The following is a 17,280-nucleotide window of genomic DNA, read 5'->3' as shown; positions in this document are numbered from 1 at the left end:
CTCGACAGCTGCTACCAGCGAACGCAGCCGCTGCTCGGCAGCTGCTACAGGCTTACGGCGGCTGGCATTACTTGCGCCATCTCCAGCGGAATTTCCAGGGTAAAAATCGCTCCCTGGCCGGGTCCATCGCTATGGACGCGAAGGTGCCCGTTCATTTCCACCGCCGCGAGTGCGCAACTGTGCAGGCCAAAACCATGACCTTCCTTGCGCGTGGTAAAGCCGTGATTGAAGATGCGGGCCATGTTCTCGGCGGCGATCCCTTCGCCCTGATCCTCTACGCTGAAGCGCAGCGTTGCGTTATCGATAATCCTGACGCCCAGCGTCATACGGCGCTGATGATCGCTGACCCTGGACATCGCATATTTGGCATTGCTGATCAGGTTGATCAGGATCAACAACAGTCGGTGTTTGTCGCCGATGATGGTCGGTGTGGCCTGGTAGTCTTTGATGACGGTGACATGGTGCCGGCTCAAGGCGCCGGAATTCATGCGTAACGCATCTTCGAACAGATCGACGACATTCAACGGCTCGACCAGCCGGGCGGCGCCGGCATAGGCCTGTTGGGTGGCAACAATATCCTTGATGTGATCGATGCTCTTGGTGAGTTGCGCCAGCTCGTCAACGATGCTCGATTGCTCGGTCGCGATGGAATCGACCAGTTGATTGAAGTAAAGGGGCAGCAGTTTGCCTTTTTCATCGTGCGTCATGAACTGCCCCAGGTCTTCGGCATGTTCATTGATCATTTTTACCGCTTTTCCCAGGCCGAGGGTTTTGCTGGTCGACAATTTGCGGGTGATCAATTCCGCGGAGACGTTAACGCTATTCAACACATTACCGACGTTGTGCAGCACGTTGGTCGCGATCTCTGCCATACCGGCCATCCGCGCGGCGTCGATCAGTTCGCGCTCGGCTTCCAACAGTTCATGGGTGCGTTCCTCGACGCGTTGCTCCAGCCGCTCGTTCGCTGTCTGCAATTGGTTGTTCATCTTATTGATCAGCGCATAACTGCGAATCAGACGGGCGGCCAAGTACAGCAGCAGTAGCGCCATGATGCCGGCGCAGATCCCCAGGTAAAGGTGGTATTGGCGATCTGTCGCGGCTGTGCGCCGTTGTGTCTCGTTCAATAACTCGTTGATGCTGTCCAGTTGCTGTGCGACCGGAATGACACTGATGCGATCAACCAGGTCATTGACGATGGGCTGCTCTCGCACAATGGCATTCACAGCGTCTACAAGTGCAGTGAAAGTCGGGCGCCGTTCAGGCGGCAGTTGATTGATGTACTCATTCAGATATTCCAGATGCCCGGAGATTTCTTCGGCCCGTTCGCTGCTGACATAGAGGGCGTATTCAAGGGTGTCCAAGGTAAGATCGAACACCACTGACGCCGCCCGAGCATCCACCGACGAGAGTTTGTCGTTGGAATCTTCCTGCAACACCCGAATGGCATCTTCCAGCGTAGGCAGGGCCTCAAATGCTGTTCGCAAGGCCGTGTTGTGCTGTTTGAATTGCTCAACCAACCGGGCTTTGTTTTCTACCGCCTCCAGATAACCCTGGCGTCGGGTTTGCCAAAGGGTCGGGAGCGGGCCGACAGCGTTGAGGCTATCGAGCTGTTGCCAGCGCTCTTCCGCTTCAGGCGGCGCCGCCAGCAACAGGTTGTTGTTCATGCCGATTTTGGCTCGCAGGAGCTTCACGTTCCAATTGGCATCGTATTGCTTGAGTTGACGCACGAAGTCGCGCGATTCGAAGTAGGTCGATGTGTCGTACGAGTAGGATTTGATCAGCAAAAATATCAGTACGCTGAAGAGGGTCAGTGCAATGGCTGCCAAGGCAGACCATTTGTAATGATTAGAAATCTGCATGGCGGCATTCCTCCCTGATACAGGCTGTCCTGAGAGAGAGAGGCTGCCAACGGTCAATTAATTCCATTTTTTGCGCTCCCTGCAGAATGACGAGGCATCGCCACGTCATCCGTAAGCCTAGCGTTGTTGGTGGACGGTGCCGGAAAAAACACCGAACGGCAGGGGCGAGCGTCAGGGGACGAGCACGATCGCCCCTTTGACCTGACCGGCCCGCAGGCTTGCCAGCGCCTGATTGGCATCGTCCAGGGCAAAACAGGTGACGTCGCTGTGCACGGGCGTATGACGCAGCTCTGCAAAAAACGCCGTGCCGTCTTCGCGGGTCAGGTTCGCCACCGAGCGGACGCTGCGTTCGCCCCACAACAGTCGATAGGGGAAGCTGGGGATGTCGCTCATGTGGATGCCGGCGCAAATCACACAACCGCCCTTGACGCTGGCCTCCAGCGCCAGCGGCACCAGCGCACCGACGGGGGCGAAGATCAGGCTGGCATCGAGCGGATGCGGTGGCGGCTGATCCGAGGAACCTGCCCACACGGCGCCCAGCGTCCTGGCATAAGCCTGGCCCTCGCTGTCGCCCGGTCGAGTGAAGGCGTACACCTGCTGTCCTCGGCCCCGCGCCACCTGAATCGCCAGATGCGCTGCCGCGCCGAAGCCATAGAGGCCCAGGTGGCGTGCGCCTTTGGCCATTTGCAAGGCGCGAAAACCGATCAGCCCGGCACACAGCAGCGGTGCGGCTTCGGTGGTCGAGAGCGCGTCCGGGAGGGGGAAACAGAAGTGGGCATCGGCAACCGTGTAGTCGGCATAACCGCCATCCCGATGACAGCCGGTGAACTGTGCCCGGTCGCAGAGGTTTTCACGGCCCGAGCAGCAAAACGTGCACTCACCGCACGTCCAGCCAAGCCAGGGAACGCCGACGCGCTTGCCGACCCAGTCGGGCGAAACGTCGCTACCCACCGCTGTCACTTCACCGACGATTTCATGGCCCGGCACCCGCGGCAGCACTGCTTGCGGCAGTTCACCGTCCACTAAATGCAGGTCGGTGCGGCACACGCCACAGGCCAACACCTTGATCAACAGTTGCTGCGCGCCGGGCTGCGGCACGGGACGTTCTTCCCGTTGCAGCGGCTGGCCGGGGGCATGCAGAACCATGGCGCGCATGACGATTCTCCAAAAGCCGATGCACCGCAAGGCGTTACAGGGGGGATTCCCGGTGGCAGCCGGCGACCAGTTGCTTGAGCCCGTCCAGATTCAGCACTTTGACGTTACGCCCGGAAATCTCGACCAGTTCCGAGTCCCGTAGATGAGCGATGCCCCGACAGATGGTTTCCAGGCGCAGGCCCAGATAGGAGCCGATCTCTTCGCGACGCATTTTCAGTACAAAGTCTCTGGACGAGTAACCCCGAATGCTCAACCGTTGCGACAGGTTCAGGAGGAAGGCGGCCAGGCGTTCATCGGAGTTCATGTTGCCCATCATCATCAGCAGGTTGTGCTCCCGGACGATTTCCCGGCTCAGGATCTTGTTCATGTTGTGCTGCAACGAGGGCAGCTCCAGGGCGAGTTTCTCCAGTTGGGCGAAGTTGAAGGGGCAGACTTCGCTGTCCTCCAGGGCAAAGGCACTGCAAGTGTGATGATCGTCGCTGATAGCGTCCAGACCGAGCATCTCGCCGGGGATCTGAAACCCGGTGACCTGCTCGCGGCCGTCGACCGACAGCATGCTGGTCTTGAATGAACCGATCCGCACCGCGTAGAGCGAGCGCAACGGATCGCCGGCCCGGTACAGGGCTGCACCTTTTTTAACCTTTACACGCTGAATGATCAGGGTATCCAGTCGTTCGACTTCGTTGCTGGTCAGGCCAATCGGCAGACACAACTCCAGAACACTGCAATTGGAGCACGCGGCTTTCAGATAGTGATGTTGATATGGCCGGGTTTCAGGCATTGCAAAAGTTCCCCCCCTGACAGGAGCTTAAAGCATAGTTCGGATCCCCCGTTTCAATCGGGCGTTTACAGATAGAGTCGATGAGCGGGGGAAAAGCTTGTTCCTGTTGAGCCGGGATAGACGGCCTAAGATTTGATGTAAATCAAGTCTTAGGCCGTGCAGGCACCCAGAATCGACGCATGTCTTGCGGTTTAAACCGAAGCCCAGGCGGAGGACGTCATGAGCGATTTTCTGAGTGCCGAGCAGCTGGAAGGGCTGGATGCCTACTGGCGGGCGTCCAATTACCTGGCGGTCGGGCAGATCTACCTCAAGGACAATCCGCTGATGGCGGTGCCGCTGACGCTGGCGGATGTAAAGCCACGGTTACTGGGGCACTGGGGCACGACGCCGGGGTTGAACCTGATCTATACGCACCTCAATCGCCTGATCACGACCCACGACCTGAACATGATCTTCATCGCCGGTCCCGGGCACGGCGGGCCGGCCGTCGTGGCCCAGACCTACCTGGAAGGCACGTACACCGAGTGCAACCCGTCGGTGGGGCGCAATACCAATGGCCTGGCCCGACTGTTTCGGCAGTTTTCCTGGCCTTATGGCATTTCCAGCCATGTGTCGGCGCAGATTCCGGGGTCGATCCATGAAGGCGGCGAGCTGGGCTACAGCCTGGCCCATGCCTATGGCGCCGCGTTCGACAACCCGGACCTGATCGTGGCGTGTGTGATTGGCGACGGCGAGGCGGAAACCGGGGCGTTGGCGGCCAGTTGGCATTCCAATAAGTTCCTCAACCCGGCGCGTGACGGGGCGGTGCTGCCGATTCTGCATTTGAACGGATACAAAATCGCCAACCCGACGGTGCTCTCCAGCATCAGCGAGGAGGAGTTGTCGGCGTTGATGTACGGCTATGGCTACGACCCATATTTCGTCGAAGGCGATGACCCGGCAGAGGTTCATCAAACCCTGGCCAGAACGCTGGACACCATCGTGCAGGAGATTCGCGACATTCAGCGGGGCGCGCGTCAACGATCGTCGTCCCGGACGCTGGAGCGGCCCCTGTGGCCGATGCTGATCTTGCGCACGCCCAAGGGCTGGACGGGGCCGACATTTGTCGATGGCCAGCGGGTCGAAGGCACCTGGCGGGCGCATCAAGTGCCCTTGGCCGACTTCCAGCAGCCGCAGCATCTGCGGCAACTGGAGGAATGGCTCCGCAGTTACCGCCCTGACGAATTGTTTGACGCCAATGGCACCCTGTTGCCCGAAATCGCGGCGTTGGCGCCGACCGGCCATCGGCGAATGAGCGCCAACCCCCACGCCAACGGTGGGCTGCTGTTGCGCGCGCTGGATCTGCCACGGTTCACCCAGTACGCGGTGAACGTCGAGACGCCCGGTGGCCTGCGGGCAGAGGCCACGCGGGTGCTGGGCCGGTTTTTGCGCGATGTGATGAAATGCAATCTGACGTCGAGCAATTTTCGCCTGTTCGGCCCGGACGAAACCGCCTCGAACCGGCTGGATGCGGTGTATGAAGTCAGTGCCAAGGCGTGGATGGAGCCGCTGGGGCCTGATGACGTCAATCTGTCGGCCGATGGCCGGGTGATGGAGATTCTGAGCGAACAGGTGTGCGAAGGCTGGCTTGAAGGTTATTTGCTGACCGGCCGGCATGGGGTGTTTTCCTGTTACGAGGCGTTCATCCACATCGTCGACTCGATGTTCAACCAGCATGCCAAATGGCTGAAAACCGCCGCCGAAGTGCCATGGCGCAAACCGGTGGCCTCGCTCAACTATGTGCTCACCTCCCATGTCTGGCGCCAGGACCACAACGGTTTTTCCCATCAGGACCCGGGGTTCATCGATCTGGTGGCGAACAAAACGGCGGACGTGGTGCGGATCTACCTGCCGCCCGATACCAATTGCCTGCTGTCAGTGGCCGATCACTGCCTCAGGAGCCGCAACTACATCAACGTGATCGTGGCCGGCAAGCAACCGGAGTGGCAGTGGCTGGACATCGACGCCGCCATTCGTCATTGCCAGGCCGGTATCGGACGCTGGGACTGGGCCTGCCGCGATGACAGCGATCCGGACGTGGTGATGGCCTGTGCCGGCGACGTTCCGACCCTGGAAACCCTGGCGGCGGTCACTTTGCTGCGCGAATACGTGCCGGATTTGCGGGTGCGGGTGATCAATGTCGTTGACCTGATGGTCCTGCAGCCGTCGTACCACCATCCCCACGGTTTGCCCGACAGCGTCTTCGATGAACTGTTTACCGTCGACCGGCCGGTGATCTTTGCCTTCCACGGCTACCCCGCGCTGATCCACCGGCTGCTGTACAAGCGCACCAATCATGAAAACTTCCATGTTCGCGGCTTCAAGGACGAGGGGGCGACCACCACGCCGTTCGACATGGCGGTGCTCAATAACCTGGATCGGTATCAGTTGGCCCTGGATGTCATCGAGCGCGTGCCCCGGCTGCACGATCAGCTCCAGACCGCCCGGGCGCGCTACTGGGCGACGATGGAGAAACACAAGCTTTACCTCATCGAACACGGGCAGGACATGCCCGAAGTGATGGAGTGGCAATGGACGCCTGCGCCGGGCAATCAGGGTTGATGGGCGGCGCCGGGCGTTACTTGCTCTTCCAGTATTTCTGCATCTCCAGAAACAGGAACGAGGCGGTCCAGGAAATCAGCACCAGCCCCGTCAGTGCCTCCAACCCGGTCAGGTACTTGAGGTTACCCATGGGGGAAATGTCGCCGAAACCGATGGTTGTGAACGTGGTGAAGGAAAAGTACACGCAGTCCATGAACGAACCATCGAAATTACCGCTCAGGCTGCCCCATTCACCGGAGCGGATCAGCAGGTAATAGATCAGCGCGAAACACCAGACCTCTAACGCATGGGCCACCATCGCGCCGAATACCCCGACGACGATCCGAAAGCGGCTCCAGAGTTTGAGCCTGGGCAGCCAATCGTTCAGACGCAGCAGGCATTCGTAGTGGATCACCACCGTGATGACCACCACCAACGTGTTGATTAGCGTGACTGCGAACATGATGGGCCTTCAGCGATGGGGGCAGGGCGCCGTCTGCGGGCGATTGTTCGCAGCGTCATGGGGCTGGTAATGCCGGGGTGGGCTTGAATGGCATCAGCGCCGGGAACTCCTCGGGCGTGAGGGTTTCCTTTTCCAGTAACAGGCGGGCGCCCTCGTCCAGGTCGGCCCGACGACTCTGAAGCAGCGCCTTGGCCCGTTGGTAGGCTTCATCGAGCAGGGCGCGAATACCCAGGTCGATTTCCCGGGCTGTCTGTTCCGAATAATCCTTTTCGCCCATCGTGGCCATGCGATCTCCCAGGTACGTTGGGGTTTGCTTTTCCAGCACCGACTGCCCGAGCTCGGGGCTCATGCCGAAGCGGGTGATCAGTTGCCGGGCGATATCGGTCGCGCGGCCCAGATCGTCGGCGGCCCCGGTGGAGATCTGGCCGTAGACAAGGTCCTCGGCGGCGCGTCCGGCCATCAGCACGACAATCCGGTCCTTGAGTGTCTGGCAACTGATCAGGAAGTGATCCTCGGTCGGTCGCTGCAAGGTATAGCCCAGCGAGCCGATGGCCCGGGGCACGATCGAGACTTTATGCACCGGGTCCATGGCCGGCAGGCTGCTCGCGGCCAGGGCATGCCCCATCTCGTGATAGGCCACCACCCGGCGCTCGTCGGCATCGAGCAGGCTGCTCTTGCGTTCAAGCCCCGCGATAAGGCGTTCCACTGCGGCGGTGAAGTCGTTCAGGCTGACCGCCTCGGCGCCGCGACGGGTGGCGACGATGGCCGCTTCGTTCACCAGGTTGGCCAGGTCGGCGCCGGTGAAACCAGTGGTGATTTCGGCGATACGTGCGCTATCGAGGCCTGGTTCCACGGTGATTTTCTTCAGATGAACCTTAAGAATCGACTGCCGCCCTTTGCGATCGGGACGGTCGATCAGAATCTGCCGGTCGAAGCGCCCTGCGCGCAACAGCGCCGGATCAAGGACCTCCGGCCGGTTGGTCGCAGCCAGCAAAACCACGCCCTCACGCGGATCGAAGCCGTCCAGCTCGGCCAGTAACTGGTTGAGGGTCTGTTCTTTTTCGTCATTGCCGCCTAACACGCCGACGCCACGCATCTTGCCCAGTGCGTCGAGTTCATCGATGAAGATGATGCAGGGCGACGCCTGGCGTGCCTGTTCGAACAGGTCGCGGACGCGGGCCGCACCGACCCCGACGAACATTTCGACAAATTCGGACCCCGAAATCGAGAAAAACGGCACACCGGCTTCACCGGCGATGGCTTTGGCCACCAGGGTCTTGCCGGTGCCTGGCGGGCCGACCAGCAAGGTGCCCTTGGGAATGTGCGCGCCCAGGCGTGCGTATCGGGCCTTGTCCTTGAGGAACGAGACGATTTCCACCAGTTCGGCCTTGGCTTCGTCAATGCCCGCGACATCGGCGAAGGTCACTCCGGTGTCGCGTTCGACAAAGATCCTGGCCCGCGACTTGCCGACATTCATCAACCCGCCAAGGCCTTGTTTGTCTGCCATCCCGCGGAACAGGAAATGCCAGAACACCATGATCATTATGAACGGCAACAACCAGCCCAACAGGCTGTTCATAAAGGTGTTTTCGTTGACTCCGGTAAAACCGACGCCCGATTGGGAGAGTTCGGTCGCCAACGACGGATCGACCCGCACCGTGGAGAACCGGTCGCGTCCGTCGATGGGTTCCACCAATTTGCCGCTGATCCGGTCTTTGTCGATCTGCAAGTCACTGACTTTTTGCTCGTTCAACAATTGCATGAACTGGCTGTAGGGCAGGGGCTGCACGGCCTGGCGCTCGACAAAGAAGACCTGCATGAGGCCCATGACGATAAAAGCGATCGCCAAGTAGGACAGGTTCCACTGGTCGTTCTTTTTCATGGCCTTGGCTCAGAGTGGGAACGCATATCGGTAAGCCCGCGGCCAACCCATTTAATAAAGATAGCCTGCTTCAGCTGCTCCCTCGCGCAGGGCGCCGGATGATGTGCACAGATCACCTCACCTCGTGCCGGTCATTCAGGAAACGGTGGCTGGGCAGGCGATTCCTTTTCCGGAATATCCGTCATGGTCGCCTCGGTGAGCAGCAGGACACTGGCAACCGACACGGCATTTTCCAGGGCAATGCGTACCACTTTGGTCGGGTCGATGATGCCGGCTTCGTACATGTCCACATAACAATTGGTTGCCGCATCGAAGCCCACGTTGCCCGGTTCGGCGAGCATCCGGGCAATGACCACGCCGGCATCCACCGCCGAGTTTTCAGCGATGAACCTGGCCGGTGCTTCCAGAGCCCGGCGCAGAATCTGCAGGCCGGTTTTGACATCGCCCTCATGGCTGGCTTCCTCGGCTGCGATCATCGGCACAGCCTTGAGCAGCGCCAGGCCGCCACCTGGAACAATGCCTTCGGCGATCGCTGCCCGGGTCGCGGAAATCGCATCGTCGAGTGCATCCTTGCGCGATTTCATTTCCGCTTCGGAAGGCGCGCCGACGCGGATCACTGCCACGCCGCCAGACAGCCTGGCCAGGCGTTCCTGAAGTTTTTCCCGGTCGTAATCGCTGGTGGTGTTGTCCATTTGCACGCGGATCTGTTGCAGGCGCGCCTCGATAGCCTCGCGTGCACCTGCGCCGCCAATCAGCGCGGTGCTGTCTTTTTGCACCACGACGCGATGAGCCCGGCCCAACTGGCTCAACTCCACCTGTTCGAGGTTGATCCCCAGCTCATTGGAGATCAGGGTTGCGCCGGTCAGAACGGCAATGTCCTGAAGCATTTCCTTGCGTCGATCACCGAAACCTGGCGCCTTGATCGCCACCGCGCGCAATACTCCCCGAATCTGGTTGACCACCAACGTGGTCAACGCTTCACCTTCTATGTCGTCGGCGATCAGGACCAGTGGCTGGCCACTTTTGGCAATCAGTTCCAGCAATGGCAGCAGGTCTTTGAGCACGCCGATCTTATGGTCACAGAGCAGCAGGTAGGCATCGTCGAGTTCGGCCTGCATCTTCTCGGTATCGGTCACGAAGTAGGGCGAGACATATCCACGATCCAGGCGCATCCCTTCCATGACCTCGACCACTGTTTCGGTGGTCTTGGACTCTTCGACACTGACAACACCTTCAATGCCGACCTTTTCCAGAGCGTCGGCCACCAGCTGACCGATGACCGCGTCGTTGTGGGCCGAAAGCGTGGCGACCTGGGCCTTTTCCTTGGGCGTGCTGACCGGGCGCGATTGCGCCAGCAGTGATTGCATGACCAGAGAAAGCCCCCGGTCCATACCGCGCTTGAGGTCGATCGCACTGGCACCGGCGACGACGTTGCGGATGCCGTCGGCCAGGATTGCATGGGCCAGGACCGTCGATGTGCTGGTCCCGTCCCCCACGGCCTCGCCGGTGCGTTCCGCCGCCTGACGCAGCATTTGCGCACCCAGATTCTCCTCGGGGTCCAGCAGGTCGATCCGTTTGGCAATCGTCACGCCATCGTTGCAGACCGTCGGATTACCCCATTTATTCTGAATCAACACCGATTTCGATTTCGGTCCCAGGGTCACCCGGACAGCGTCCGCCAATTGTGTGGCTCCGCTGAGGATTTTCTCGCGAGCGCCAGCACGAAACAGGATTTTAGTGTGAGCCATCAGGTTGTTCTCCTGAAGAGTTCTGCATTGTTTCAGCTTCTATGAAATGGCACGTGCAGCGTTGATTTTTATCAACAAAGTCACACAGGCAGGCGTGCAGTCGCAGTACGTACCGTTCGGATGATCGACCGTCGGTTGTTGGCCCGAATTGACAAATATCAACCTGCGCCGTAGCAAACCGGGCCCAAATGAAATCTTCAAATCCACCGTGTTTTCAGTGGACCTGACTGGAAGGGGGGCGATATGAAAACACGGTTCGCGTGGGATTTTTAGCCAACTCATTTGCGAGGAAAGACCATAGACAAGTTTCAGCAGAGTCAGAAAAACCAGCTGTTCAAAACACCGGCCCATGATCCTTATTGCTTGCCGAAAATCGAAGGCTCTGCCGTCTGCCCGCAGTGTGGGGCCGCTTACCAGGCAGGTAACTGGACCTGGAAAGTTCCTGAAAATACGGTGGTTCATGATGCGCAATCAGTGACCTGTCCAGCCTGTCAGCGTACCAATGACAATCATCCGGCGGGTACGCTCACGCTATCGGGCAGCTTCTTGCCCGCGCATCGAAACGAAATCATCAACCTGATCGCAAACACCGAGAAAAAGGAAAAAGCGGAGCATGCCCTGGAGCGCATCATGAGTCTGACAGATTCGGAGGGGGCGCTGGTTGTGACCACCACGGGCATCCATCTCGCGAACCGCCTGGGTCATGCACTGAAAGCGGCCTTCAAGGGGCACGCCGATTATCAGTACAGCGATGACGAGTTCGGGGTGAACATCGACTGGACGCGTAACGAGTAGAACCGGAGGGAAGGTGTACTCGACGCTACAAAACTTGAAGAAATGACAGGAGGTCGGGATCGAGGAGTACGGCCATGATCGTCAATGATTCAACGCCACAATCTGCCGCCTGTTCTGAATCAATCAATCGTTGCGCAGTGCTCTTTTCCGAAGCCGACCGACTGAGTAAACAAGCCTATGCGTTGTTGAGCGAGCCTGTTTCGACCCAGACGATACAACGATTTTCTGCAGCGAAAAAACTGGCGGATGACAAATACCGTCAAGCCCACCAGGAATGGTTGAAAACCATGAACAAGAGCGACTCATGATGGAGGGCTGCTGCCGGTAACCTGCCCGGCGAAGGTATTTGATTTATATCAACGCCAAAGCGATTCCAACGGAGGAGTCTGGGGTGACGCTGGTGCCTGGTCCAGCGAGGGCGCACCGACCGCGCCCTCGCAACAGGCCATGGCGCGTTGAAGCCCACCTGCCTGGAGTCAGATCATGAGCCAGTATCAACGGTTGTTATTGATCATCAACCCGGCCCTGCGCCAGTCTCCTGCGATACAACATGCGGCGGCCCTGGCCAAGGCCAGCGGGGCACGTTTGCATATCGCTGCCTTGATAAAGTCGTTGGATATTCTGTCGCTGCTTGAAGAGGGCGTGCGGGAAACGGCGCGGGAGACCTACTTGCAGGACCACCGCGACTGGTTGAAGTATCAGGCAAAAAATATCCGTGGCCTGGGGATCGAGGTGACGGCAGAAGTGGCCTGGGCCGATGACCTGCAGCAGGACATTCTGGATCACGTCGCGGAAATGCAGCCCGACCTGTTGATCAAGGAGGTTCAGCATGAATCGGCGCTCAAGCGCGCGTTCTTCACCCCGCTGGATTGGCACTTGCTGCGCCACTGTCCAGTGCCGGTCTATCTGATTGGCGGCAGTGGCCATACCTTGCCGCCAAGATCGTGGCCGCCGTTGACGCTTCGGGTACCGATGCCGACAAAGAGTTGAATGACCGGATCATCCAGCAGGCCAATGGCCTTGCGCTGCAGTGCAATGCCGAGTTGCACCTGCTGTATGCCTGCGACACGACAGACTATCTGGGCGATATGGGCGGCGGCGGCCTGACTCTGTCGCAGCTGACCAAGCAGTTGCGCAGGGAACTGGAGAAATCATTCCTGGCGCTGGCCGGTCGGTACGGTGTGGCCTCTGACCGCCGGCATTTCATTCTGGGGCACCCGGTCTCGGCGCTGAGTGAGTTTGCCGAGGAAAATCAGGTGGACGTGATCGTGATGGGCAGAGTCCAGTCCCATGGATTGAACAAACTGGTGGGCAGCACGACCGAACATATTCTGTATCAGGTGCCATGCAGCGTCCTGGCGGTCTAGGGACGGCCCGACAAAACCCAATAGGCTGGACAGCCATCGATAGGCAACCAATGACGCTGCCCATCAATACAACAAAGTCTCCTGCCGTAGCCGCGAGAAGCGCGCAAGCGGCACCGCGTCGAGCGCTTGCGCCGCGTCAGGTGTCGCGCCATCGCGAATCGCCTGCCACACGCTTTGCGAGCCGATTGAATCACGGGTAGCCGCCAGGTCGAGTATGTGGGGATAGAGCGTGTGCAAGGTGGCGAGCAGGGTCAGCCCCAGGCTGGCTACAGGGCGTTGCGCAGGCGTTGAGAGGCGGGTGATGCTCACACCGTGACAGAGCCGACCGTGCCAGTTTGATTCGGTGGGGACGAAGTCGACCGGCTCGAAATGCGCGCCGACGTCAAACGCATTCAGTGCGTTTGCGAGCCGGGTCGCGTCGATCCACGGCGCGCCGACCCACTCGAACGGATGCGGCGTGCCACGCCCCACACTCAGATTTGCGCCTTCGAGTAAACCGATATCCGGGTACAGGTCCAGCTGGGAGAGCGTGCGCAGGTTCGGTGAGAGCGGCACCCATCCCAACCCGGTGTCGGCAAAGGTCATCGCGCGCCGGTATCCCAGCATCGGCACAACGCGCAGATCCGCACCAATGTGCTTGTTGCGATTGAATAGACGCGCCAGCTCGCCGACGGTCATGCCGGGCTGCAGCGGTGCAGGGAAATAGCCGGTAAACGATTCACGGCGACTGTCCATCACCGGGCCGCCGAAACGTTGTGCGCCGAGCGGGTCGGGCCGGTCCAGCACGAACAGCGCAATGCCTTGCGCCGCAGCGGCTTCGAGTGCGTAGCCGAGTGTCGTCTCATAGGTGAAGAAGCGCACGCCGGCGTCCTGAATATCGAAGATCAGCGCATCCAGCCCTTTGAGCGAACCGGCCGGGAAGCGCTGGGTTGCGCCGTAGAGACTGTGCACGGTGAGGCCCGTCGCCGGGTCGCGGGTGTCGCCGACTCGTTCGTCCACGTCGATGTTCAGCCCATGCTCCGGTGAGAACAATGCCGCCAGCCTGACACCTGGCGCGTGGGCGAGGACGTCGACGGTACGTCGGCCTTTGGCGTCGAATCCGCTGCGATTGGTGATCAGGCCCACGCGCAGGCCGGCGAGCGGGGCAAACTGCTGTGCCTCAAGCACGTCAATGCCTGTCTGCACCGGGCCCGTCGAGGTGGGCAGGCGATCGGCGGCACGCAGCGCCGGCAACGCTGAGGGCAACAACCGGCCGATTTGCGCGCCGCTTGCAGGCGCCCCGCGACTGGCCATCAATGCGAGCAATTGCGCACGAAGCGGGCGCGCGTCACCGCTGTCATCGGGATACACCCGGTTGCTCAGGATGACGATGAATTGGCGGGTCACCAGATCAATCCACAGCCCCGTGCCGGTGTATCCGGTATGGCCGATGACGCCAATCGGCGGTAGACGATCATGGTTCGATACGAACGGTGCGGCCAGTTCCCAGCCGAGGCCGCGCCACGGCACGCTGTCGAGCGGCGAAGCGGCGCTCGCGAGGGCGGCGATGCTCGCCGGCCGCAGAATCTGCCGGCTGCCGGCGCGCCCCTGGTTCAGCACCATCTGCGCGAAACGCGCAAGGTCGTCCGCCGTGGAAAACAGCCCGGCGTTGCCGGAGACGCCGCCCATCCATTGCGCCGTCGGATCGTGTACGTGCCCCCGGAGCGTGCCGGCCTTGGTGGTGAGTGTCGGTGCGCTGCGTATCGCTCGCAGGGTATCCGGCAGAAAAACCGTGTCGCGCATGCCCAACGGCCCGAAGATGTGAGCCTGGCAATAGGCGTCGAGCGAGCTGTGGGTGATGCGTTCGACCAGCTCGCCGAGCACCACGAAATTCAGGTCACTGTAAATGACTTGGGCACCCGGCGCGTTGCGCAGCCGTTGCGCCGCGATGGCGCTCAACACACCTTTGCGGCCCGCACCGGGTGGCCGCCCAGGCAAATCTGGGCGCAGCCCGGACGTGTGTGCAAGCAGGTCACGCACCTTCACTGCCTCTTTGTCCTGCGCCCCAAAGGCCGGCCAATACCGGGCAACGGGGGCGTCCAGGTTGATGCGGCCCGTTTCGGCCAGTTGCAGGATGGCCGTGGTCGTCGCGATGACTTTGGTCAGCGATGCCAGATCGAACTCGGTGTCCAGCGTCATCGGCTCGCGGGGGGGCGTCGTCGTGCGTTGTCCAAAGGCCTGGCGATAGAACACCTTTGTGGCGTCACCGATCAGGACAACCGCCCCCGGAACGCGTCCGGCGGCGATCTGGCCCTCGACGATTTGTGCGGCTTGCAGGCGCGTCGTCGCATCGAGATCAGCGGCGCATGCGATGTGCGCCGCCATCGCCAGGCCAAGCAGCATCGCCCAGCGCTTCAGCGCTGTGGCAAATCGGCGGCCTCGTAGTGATTGCGTGGGTTCCATAACATCCATCCATCGGTGCCGGCTGCGTCGGCGGCGTGAACCTGAGCACTGATCGCGGCCGCGTCAAACGGGCGACGATCGAAGGCATAGTCACGAAAGGCCTGCAACCAGGGACGAAAGCGCACGCCCGGCAGGTGGGTGCGCTTCATCGCCTCCGCCAGGGTACGCCTGACAATCTGGCCGGGGTCGGCTGTCGGGTTGGTAAAGCCCGGCAGCCCCCATGTGAAACCGGACGGGTACAGCATTGGCGAAATGTAGTCGAGCTCCGCGCCCAGCAGTTCGATTTGCTGGCCGATCGCCGTATCGTCGAGGTTCCAGCAGACGTAGCCGAAGATGTCCGCGGAGACAAATACATTGTAGGGGGCGAGTCGTGCGCGTGCGGCCTGCAGAAAACCGATGATCGCCGCGGTCCGGTTGGCGCGGTTGTTGGGGAGGGCAAAGCGTAGCCCGCTCTTGTCGGGAAAACGCACATAGTCGAACTGGATCTCGTCGAAACCCATCTGCGCGGCCTCCTCGGCGACATCGAGATTGTGCTGCCAGACCTCGTGCGAAAACGGATCCATCCATTGCAGTTTTTCGAGATCCCGCCACGGCTGGCCGTCAGCGGTGTGCACGCTCCACTCTGGATGCGCACTGGCCAATGGATCGTCCTTGAACACCACGATGCGCGCGATCAGGTACGGGTGTTGCGCGCGCAGCTTGGCAAGCAATGCCGGCAAGTCGCGCATCTGAGGTGCCCGTGTGGTCAAGTGGGCCGTTGCGCCGATCGCCTCGCGCGCCGCACTGCGATAGGGCGTCAGGCCACGGTCACCCTTGACGTCGATCACCAATGCATTGATCTCGGTGTTTTCAGCAAGGCTGACAGCGTTGTTGCGCAGGGTCGAACTGGTCACGCCGAACACCGACAGATAGACCGCTTTGGGGCGAAACGGGGTCAGTGCGAGCGTCACGGGCGTTTCGTCGCTCACTTTGGCCTCGGTGCGCAAATACCCAGGGGCGCGTGCGGCGACACTCTCGACCGCCTCGGCCGTCTCGAACCGCCCGTTTTCGTCGGTACGCATCACGCCGGCCGAGGTCGTGATGATTGCGTCGGCGAGCGGGTTCTGCGTGCTCGAGTCGAGCACGACACCGGTGACAGCCAGTGCGCTTCGCCCGGTCAGCAGGGCCGTGACGACGAATAGCGCCGGGATCGCATAGCGCCTCAATGCGCGGATAACGGTCATCGCGGGTTCCCTGTTGTCGGCTGAGTGTCCGGTTCACCGAGCAACTGCGCGAACGCGTGTGCGCCGTAGGCATCACTCATCAGAAAACGCGGCAGGGCGAGCAGTCGCGCGTGCCGGTCAGCCTTGCGCGCGTCTAGTGTGAAGGCCACTGCGTAACCCTCGTCGCGGGCGAGTGCGATCAACTCGTCGTCATAGATACCGAACGGCCACGCGAGCATGTCGACCTGCTGCGCACCGGTTTGCGACTCGATGCGTTGACGTGATTTTTGCAGTTGGGTTCGGACGAATTGCTGGAAATCCGCCGGCGTGCGGTGCCTGCGCTCGACGTTGAAATTGGGATGCCAGTACGTATGCGACTGGATGTCGAAGAGCCCGGTCTGTTTCAGGGTTCGCAACTGCTCCCAGGTCAGCGCATAGGACGCGTTGGAGATGGCCGATGGATAGATAAACAGGGTCACCGGAAAACGCTCGCGCTGGATGACGGGCAGCAGTTTGTCGAAGACCGAACGATGCCCGTCGTCGACGGTGATCGCCACCGGCTTCGACGCTAACGTCGCATCGGGATTGCGCAGCCAGTCGACCACCTCGCGCAGCGACACGATGTGATAACCGTGCTCGCGCAGGACGCGCAACTGGGTTTCGAAGGTGCTCATGCGCACGGTCATCGAGTCGTCCGCCGTGTCCGAGAAACGGTGGTAAACGAGGATCGTGACGCGTGGTTCGACGTTCTGTGCGGGGCTCTGTGCGGCGCCGCCCGTGCTCCAGGCCAGTGCGCAGACGCTTGTCAGCATGACGCGGATCAGCAGCCGGAACGCGACACTCCCACCGATACACGCCATGATTTTCCCGCACATGTCAGCGCTCCTGCGCGAGCCAGACGCTTGCAGTGTGTATTGAGCGTTCATCGTCTATCTGGTGCAGATCAATTTCGCGCAATGTGGTCCGCTCCGAGGGGGCGAGTCGTCAGACAAAACGGGAGGCCGGT

At 60.7% G+C, this 17,280-nt stretch carries 11 protein-coding genes and 2 pseudogenes; 4 read left to right on the top strand and 9 right to left on the bottom strand.

Features of this window, described 5'->3' with window-relative positions:
• Positions 1-44: 44 nt before the first annotated feature.
• The 3 genes from AC1DQM_RS07865 to AC1DQM_RS07855 form a co-directional block, all read right to left on the bottom strand.
• The gene (locus tag AC1DQM_RS07865; RefSeq protein ID WP_477745973.1) at positions 45-1,859 is read right to left on the bottom strand and encodes a DAHL domain-containing protein; all 1,815 of its coding nucleotides are present in this window, start codon (positions 1,857-1,859) and stop codon (positions 45-47) included.
• A 171-nt stretch (positions 1,860-2,030) separates the two neighbouring features.
• On the bottom strand, positions 2,031-3,014 hold the full coding sequence (locus AC1DQM_RS07860) for a zinc-dependent alcohol dehydrogenase family protein (protein ID WP_477745972.1): 984 nt from the start codon (positions 3,012-3,014) through the stop codon (positions 2,031-2,033).
• 34 nt (positions 3,015-3,048) lie between these two features.
• Positions 3,049-3,795 carry a cyclic nucleotide-binding domain-containing protein gene (locus tag AC1DQM_RS07855; protein ID WP_111453726.1) on the bottom strand — a complete coding sequence of 249 codons (747 nt, stop codon included), beginning with the start codon at positions 3,793-3,795 and terminating at the stop codon, positions 3,049-3,051.
• 216 nt (positions 3,796-4,011) lie between these two features.
• Here AC1DQM_RS07855 and AC1DQM_RS07850 point away from each other — a divergent pair.
• Positions 4,012-6,396: pseudogene (locus AC1DQM_RS07850) on the top strand (phosphoketolase family protein); the annotation flags it as partial.
• 16 nt (positions 6,397-6,412) lie between these two features.
• Here the strand turns inward: AC1DQM_RS07850 and AC1DQM_RS07845 are convergent.
• From AC1DQM_RS07845 to groL, 3 genes are all read right to left on the bottom strand, one after another.
• Complete coding sequence (locus AC1DQM_RS07845) at positions 6,413-6,838, bottom strand: potassium channel family protein (protein WP_477745971.1); 426 nt, start codon at positions 6,836-6,838, stop codon at positions 6,413-6,415.
• 55 nt (positions 6,839-6,893) lie between these two features.
• Positions 6,894-8,720, bottom strand: coding sequence for an ATP-dependent zinc metalloprotease FtsH (gene ftsH / locus AC1DQM_RS07840; RefSeq protein WP_477745970.1), 1,827 nt, complete (start codon positions 8,718-8,720; stop codon positions 6,894-6,896).
• A gap of 131 nt (positions 8,721-8,851) precedes the next feature.
• Positions 8,852-10,468, bottom strand: a complete 1,617-nt coding sequence (gene groL, locus AC1DQM_RS07835) for a chaperonin GroEL (protein WP_477745969.1) — start codon at positions 10,466-10,468, stop codon at positions 8,852-8,854.
• 297 nt (positions 10,469-10,765) lie between these two features.
• Between groL and AC1DQM_RS07830 the strand changes: the two genes are divergently transcribed.
• The 3 genes and pseudogenes from AC1DQM_RS07830 (at position 10,766) to AC1DQM_RS07820 (ending at position 12,630) form a co-directional block, all read left to right on the top strand.
• Positions 10,766-11,263 (top strand): BCAM0308 family protein, encoded by a 498-nt coding sequence (locus tag AC1DQM_RS07830; RefSeq protein WP_477746018.1) that lies wholly within the window; start codon positions 10,766-10,768, stop codon positions 11,261-11,263.
• Between the two features lie 74 nt (positions 11,264-11,337).
• Entirely contained in the window at positions 11,338-11,571 is a 234-nt protein-coding gene (locus AC1DQM_RS07825; protein WP_477745968.1) for a hypothetical protein, read from the top strand.
• Between the two features lie 175 nt (positions 11,572-11,746).
• A pseudogene (locus AC1DQM_RS07820) lies at positions 11,747-12,630 on the top strand (universal stress protein).
• A 63-nt stretch (positions 12,631-12,693) separates the two neighbouring features.
• Here AC1DQM_RS07820 and AC1DQM_RS07815 read toward each other — a convergent pair.
• Genes AC1DQM_RS07815 through AC1DQM_RS07805 form a run of 3 tightly spaced genes read right to left on the bottom strand, consistent with a single transcriptional unit; the run spans position 12,694 to position 17,149 of the window.
• The gene (locus AC1DQM_RS07815) at positions 12,694-15,072 is read right to left on the bottom strand and encodes an exo-beta-N-acetylmuramidase NamZ domain-containing protein (protein ID WP_477745967.1); all 2,379 of its coding nucleotides are present in this window, start codon (positions 15,070-15,072) and stop codon (positions 12,694-12,696) included.
• Positions 15,024-16,295: a putative glycoside hydrolase gene (locus tag AC1DQM_RS07810; RefSeq protein WP_086945361.1), complete on the bottom strand. Its 1,272-nt coding sequence runs from the start codon at positions 16,293-16,295 to the stop codon at positions 15,024-15,026. The genes AC1DQM_RS07815 and AC1DQM_RS07810 overlap by 49 nt, the downstream gene beginning before the upstream one ends.
• The gene (locus AC1DQM_RS07805; protein ID WP_477745966.1) at positions 16,292-17,149 is read right to left on the bottom strand and encodes a polysaccharide deacetylase family protein; all 858 of its coding nucleotides are present in this window, start codon (positions 17,147-17,149) and stop codon (positions 16,292-16,294) included. The genes AC1DQM_RS07810 and AC1DQM_RS07805 overlap by 4 nt, the downstream gene beginning before the upstream one ends.
• Between the last annotated feature and the right edge of the window lie 131 nt (positions 17,150-17,280).

This window comes from Pseudomonas sp. 01L34, assembly GCF_056400265.1.
This window is presented reverse-complemented; position numbering and strand designations above follow the sequence as displayed.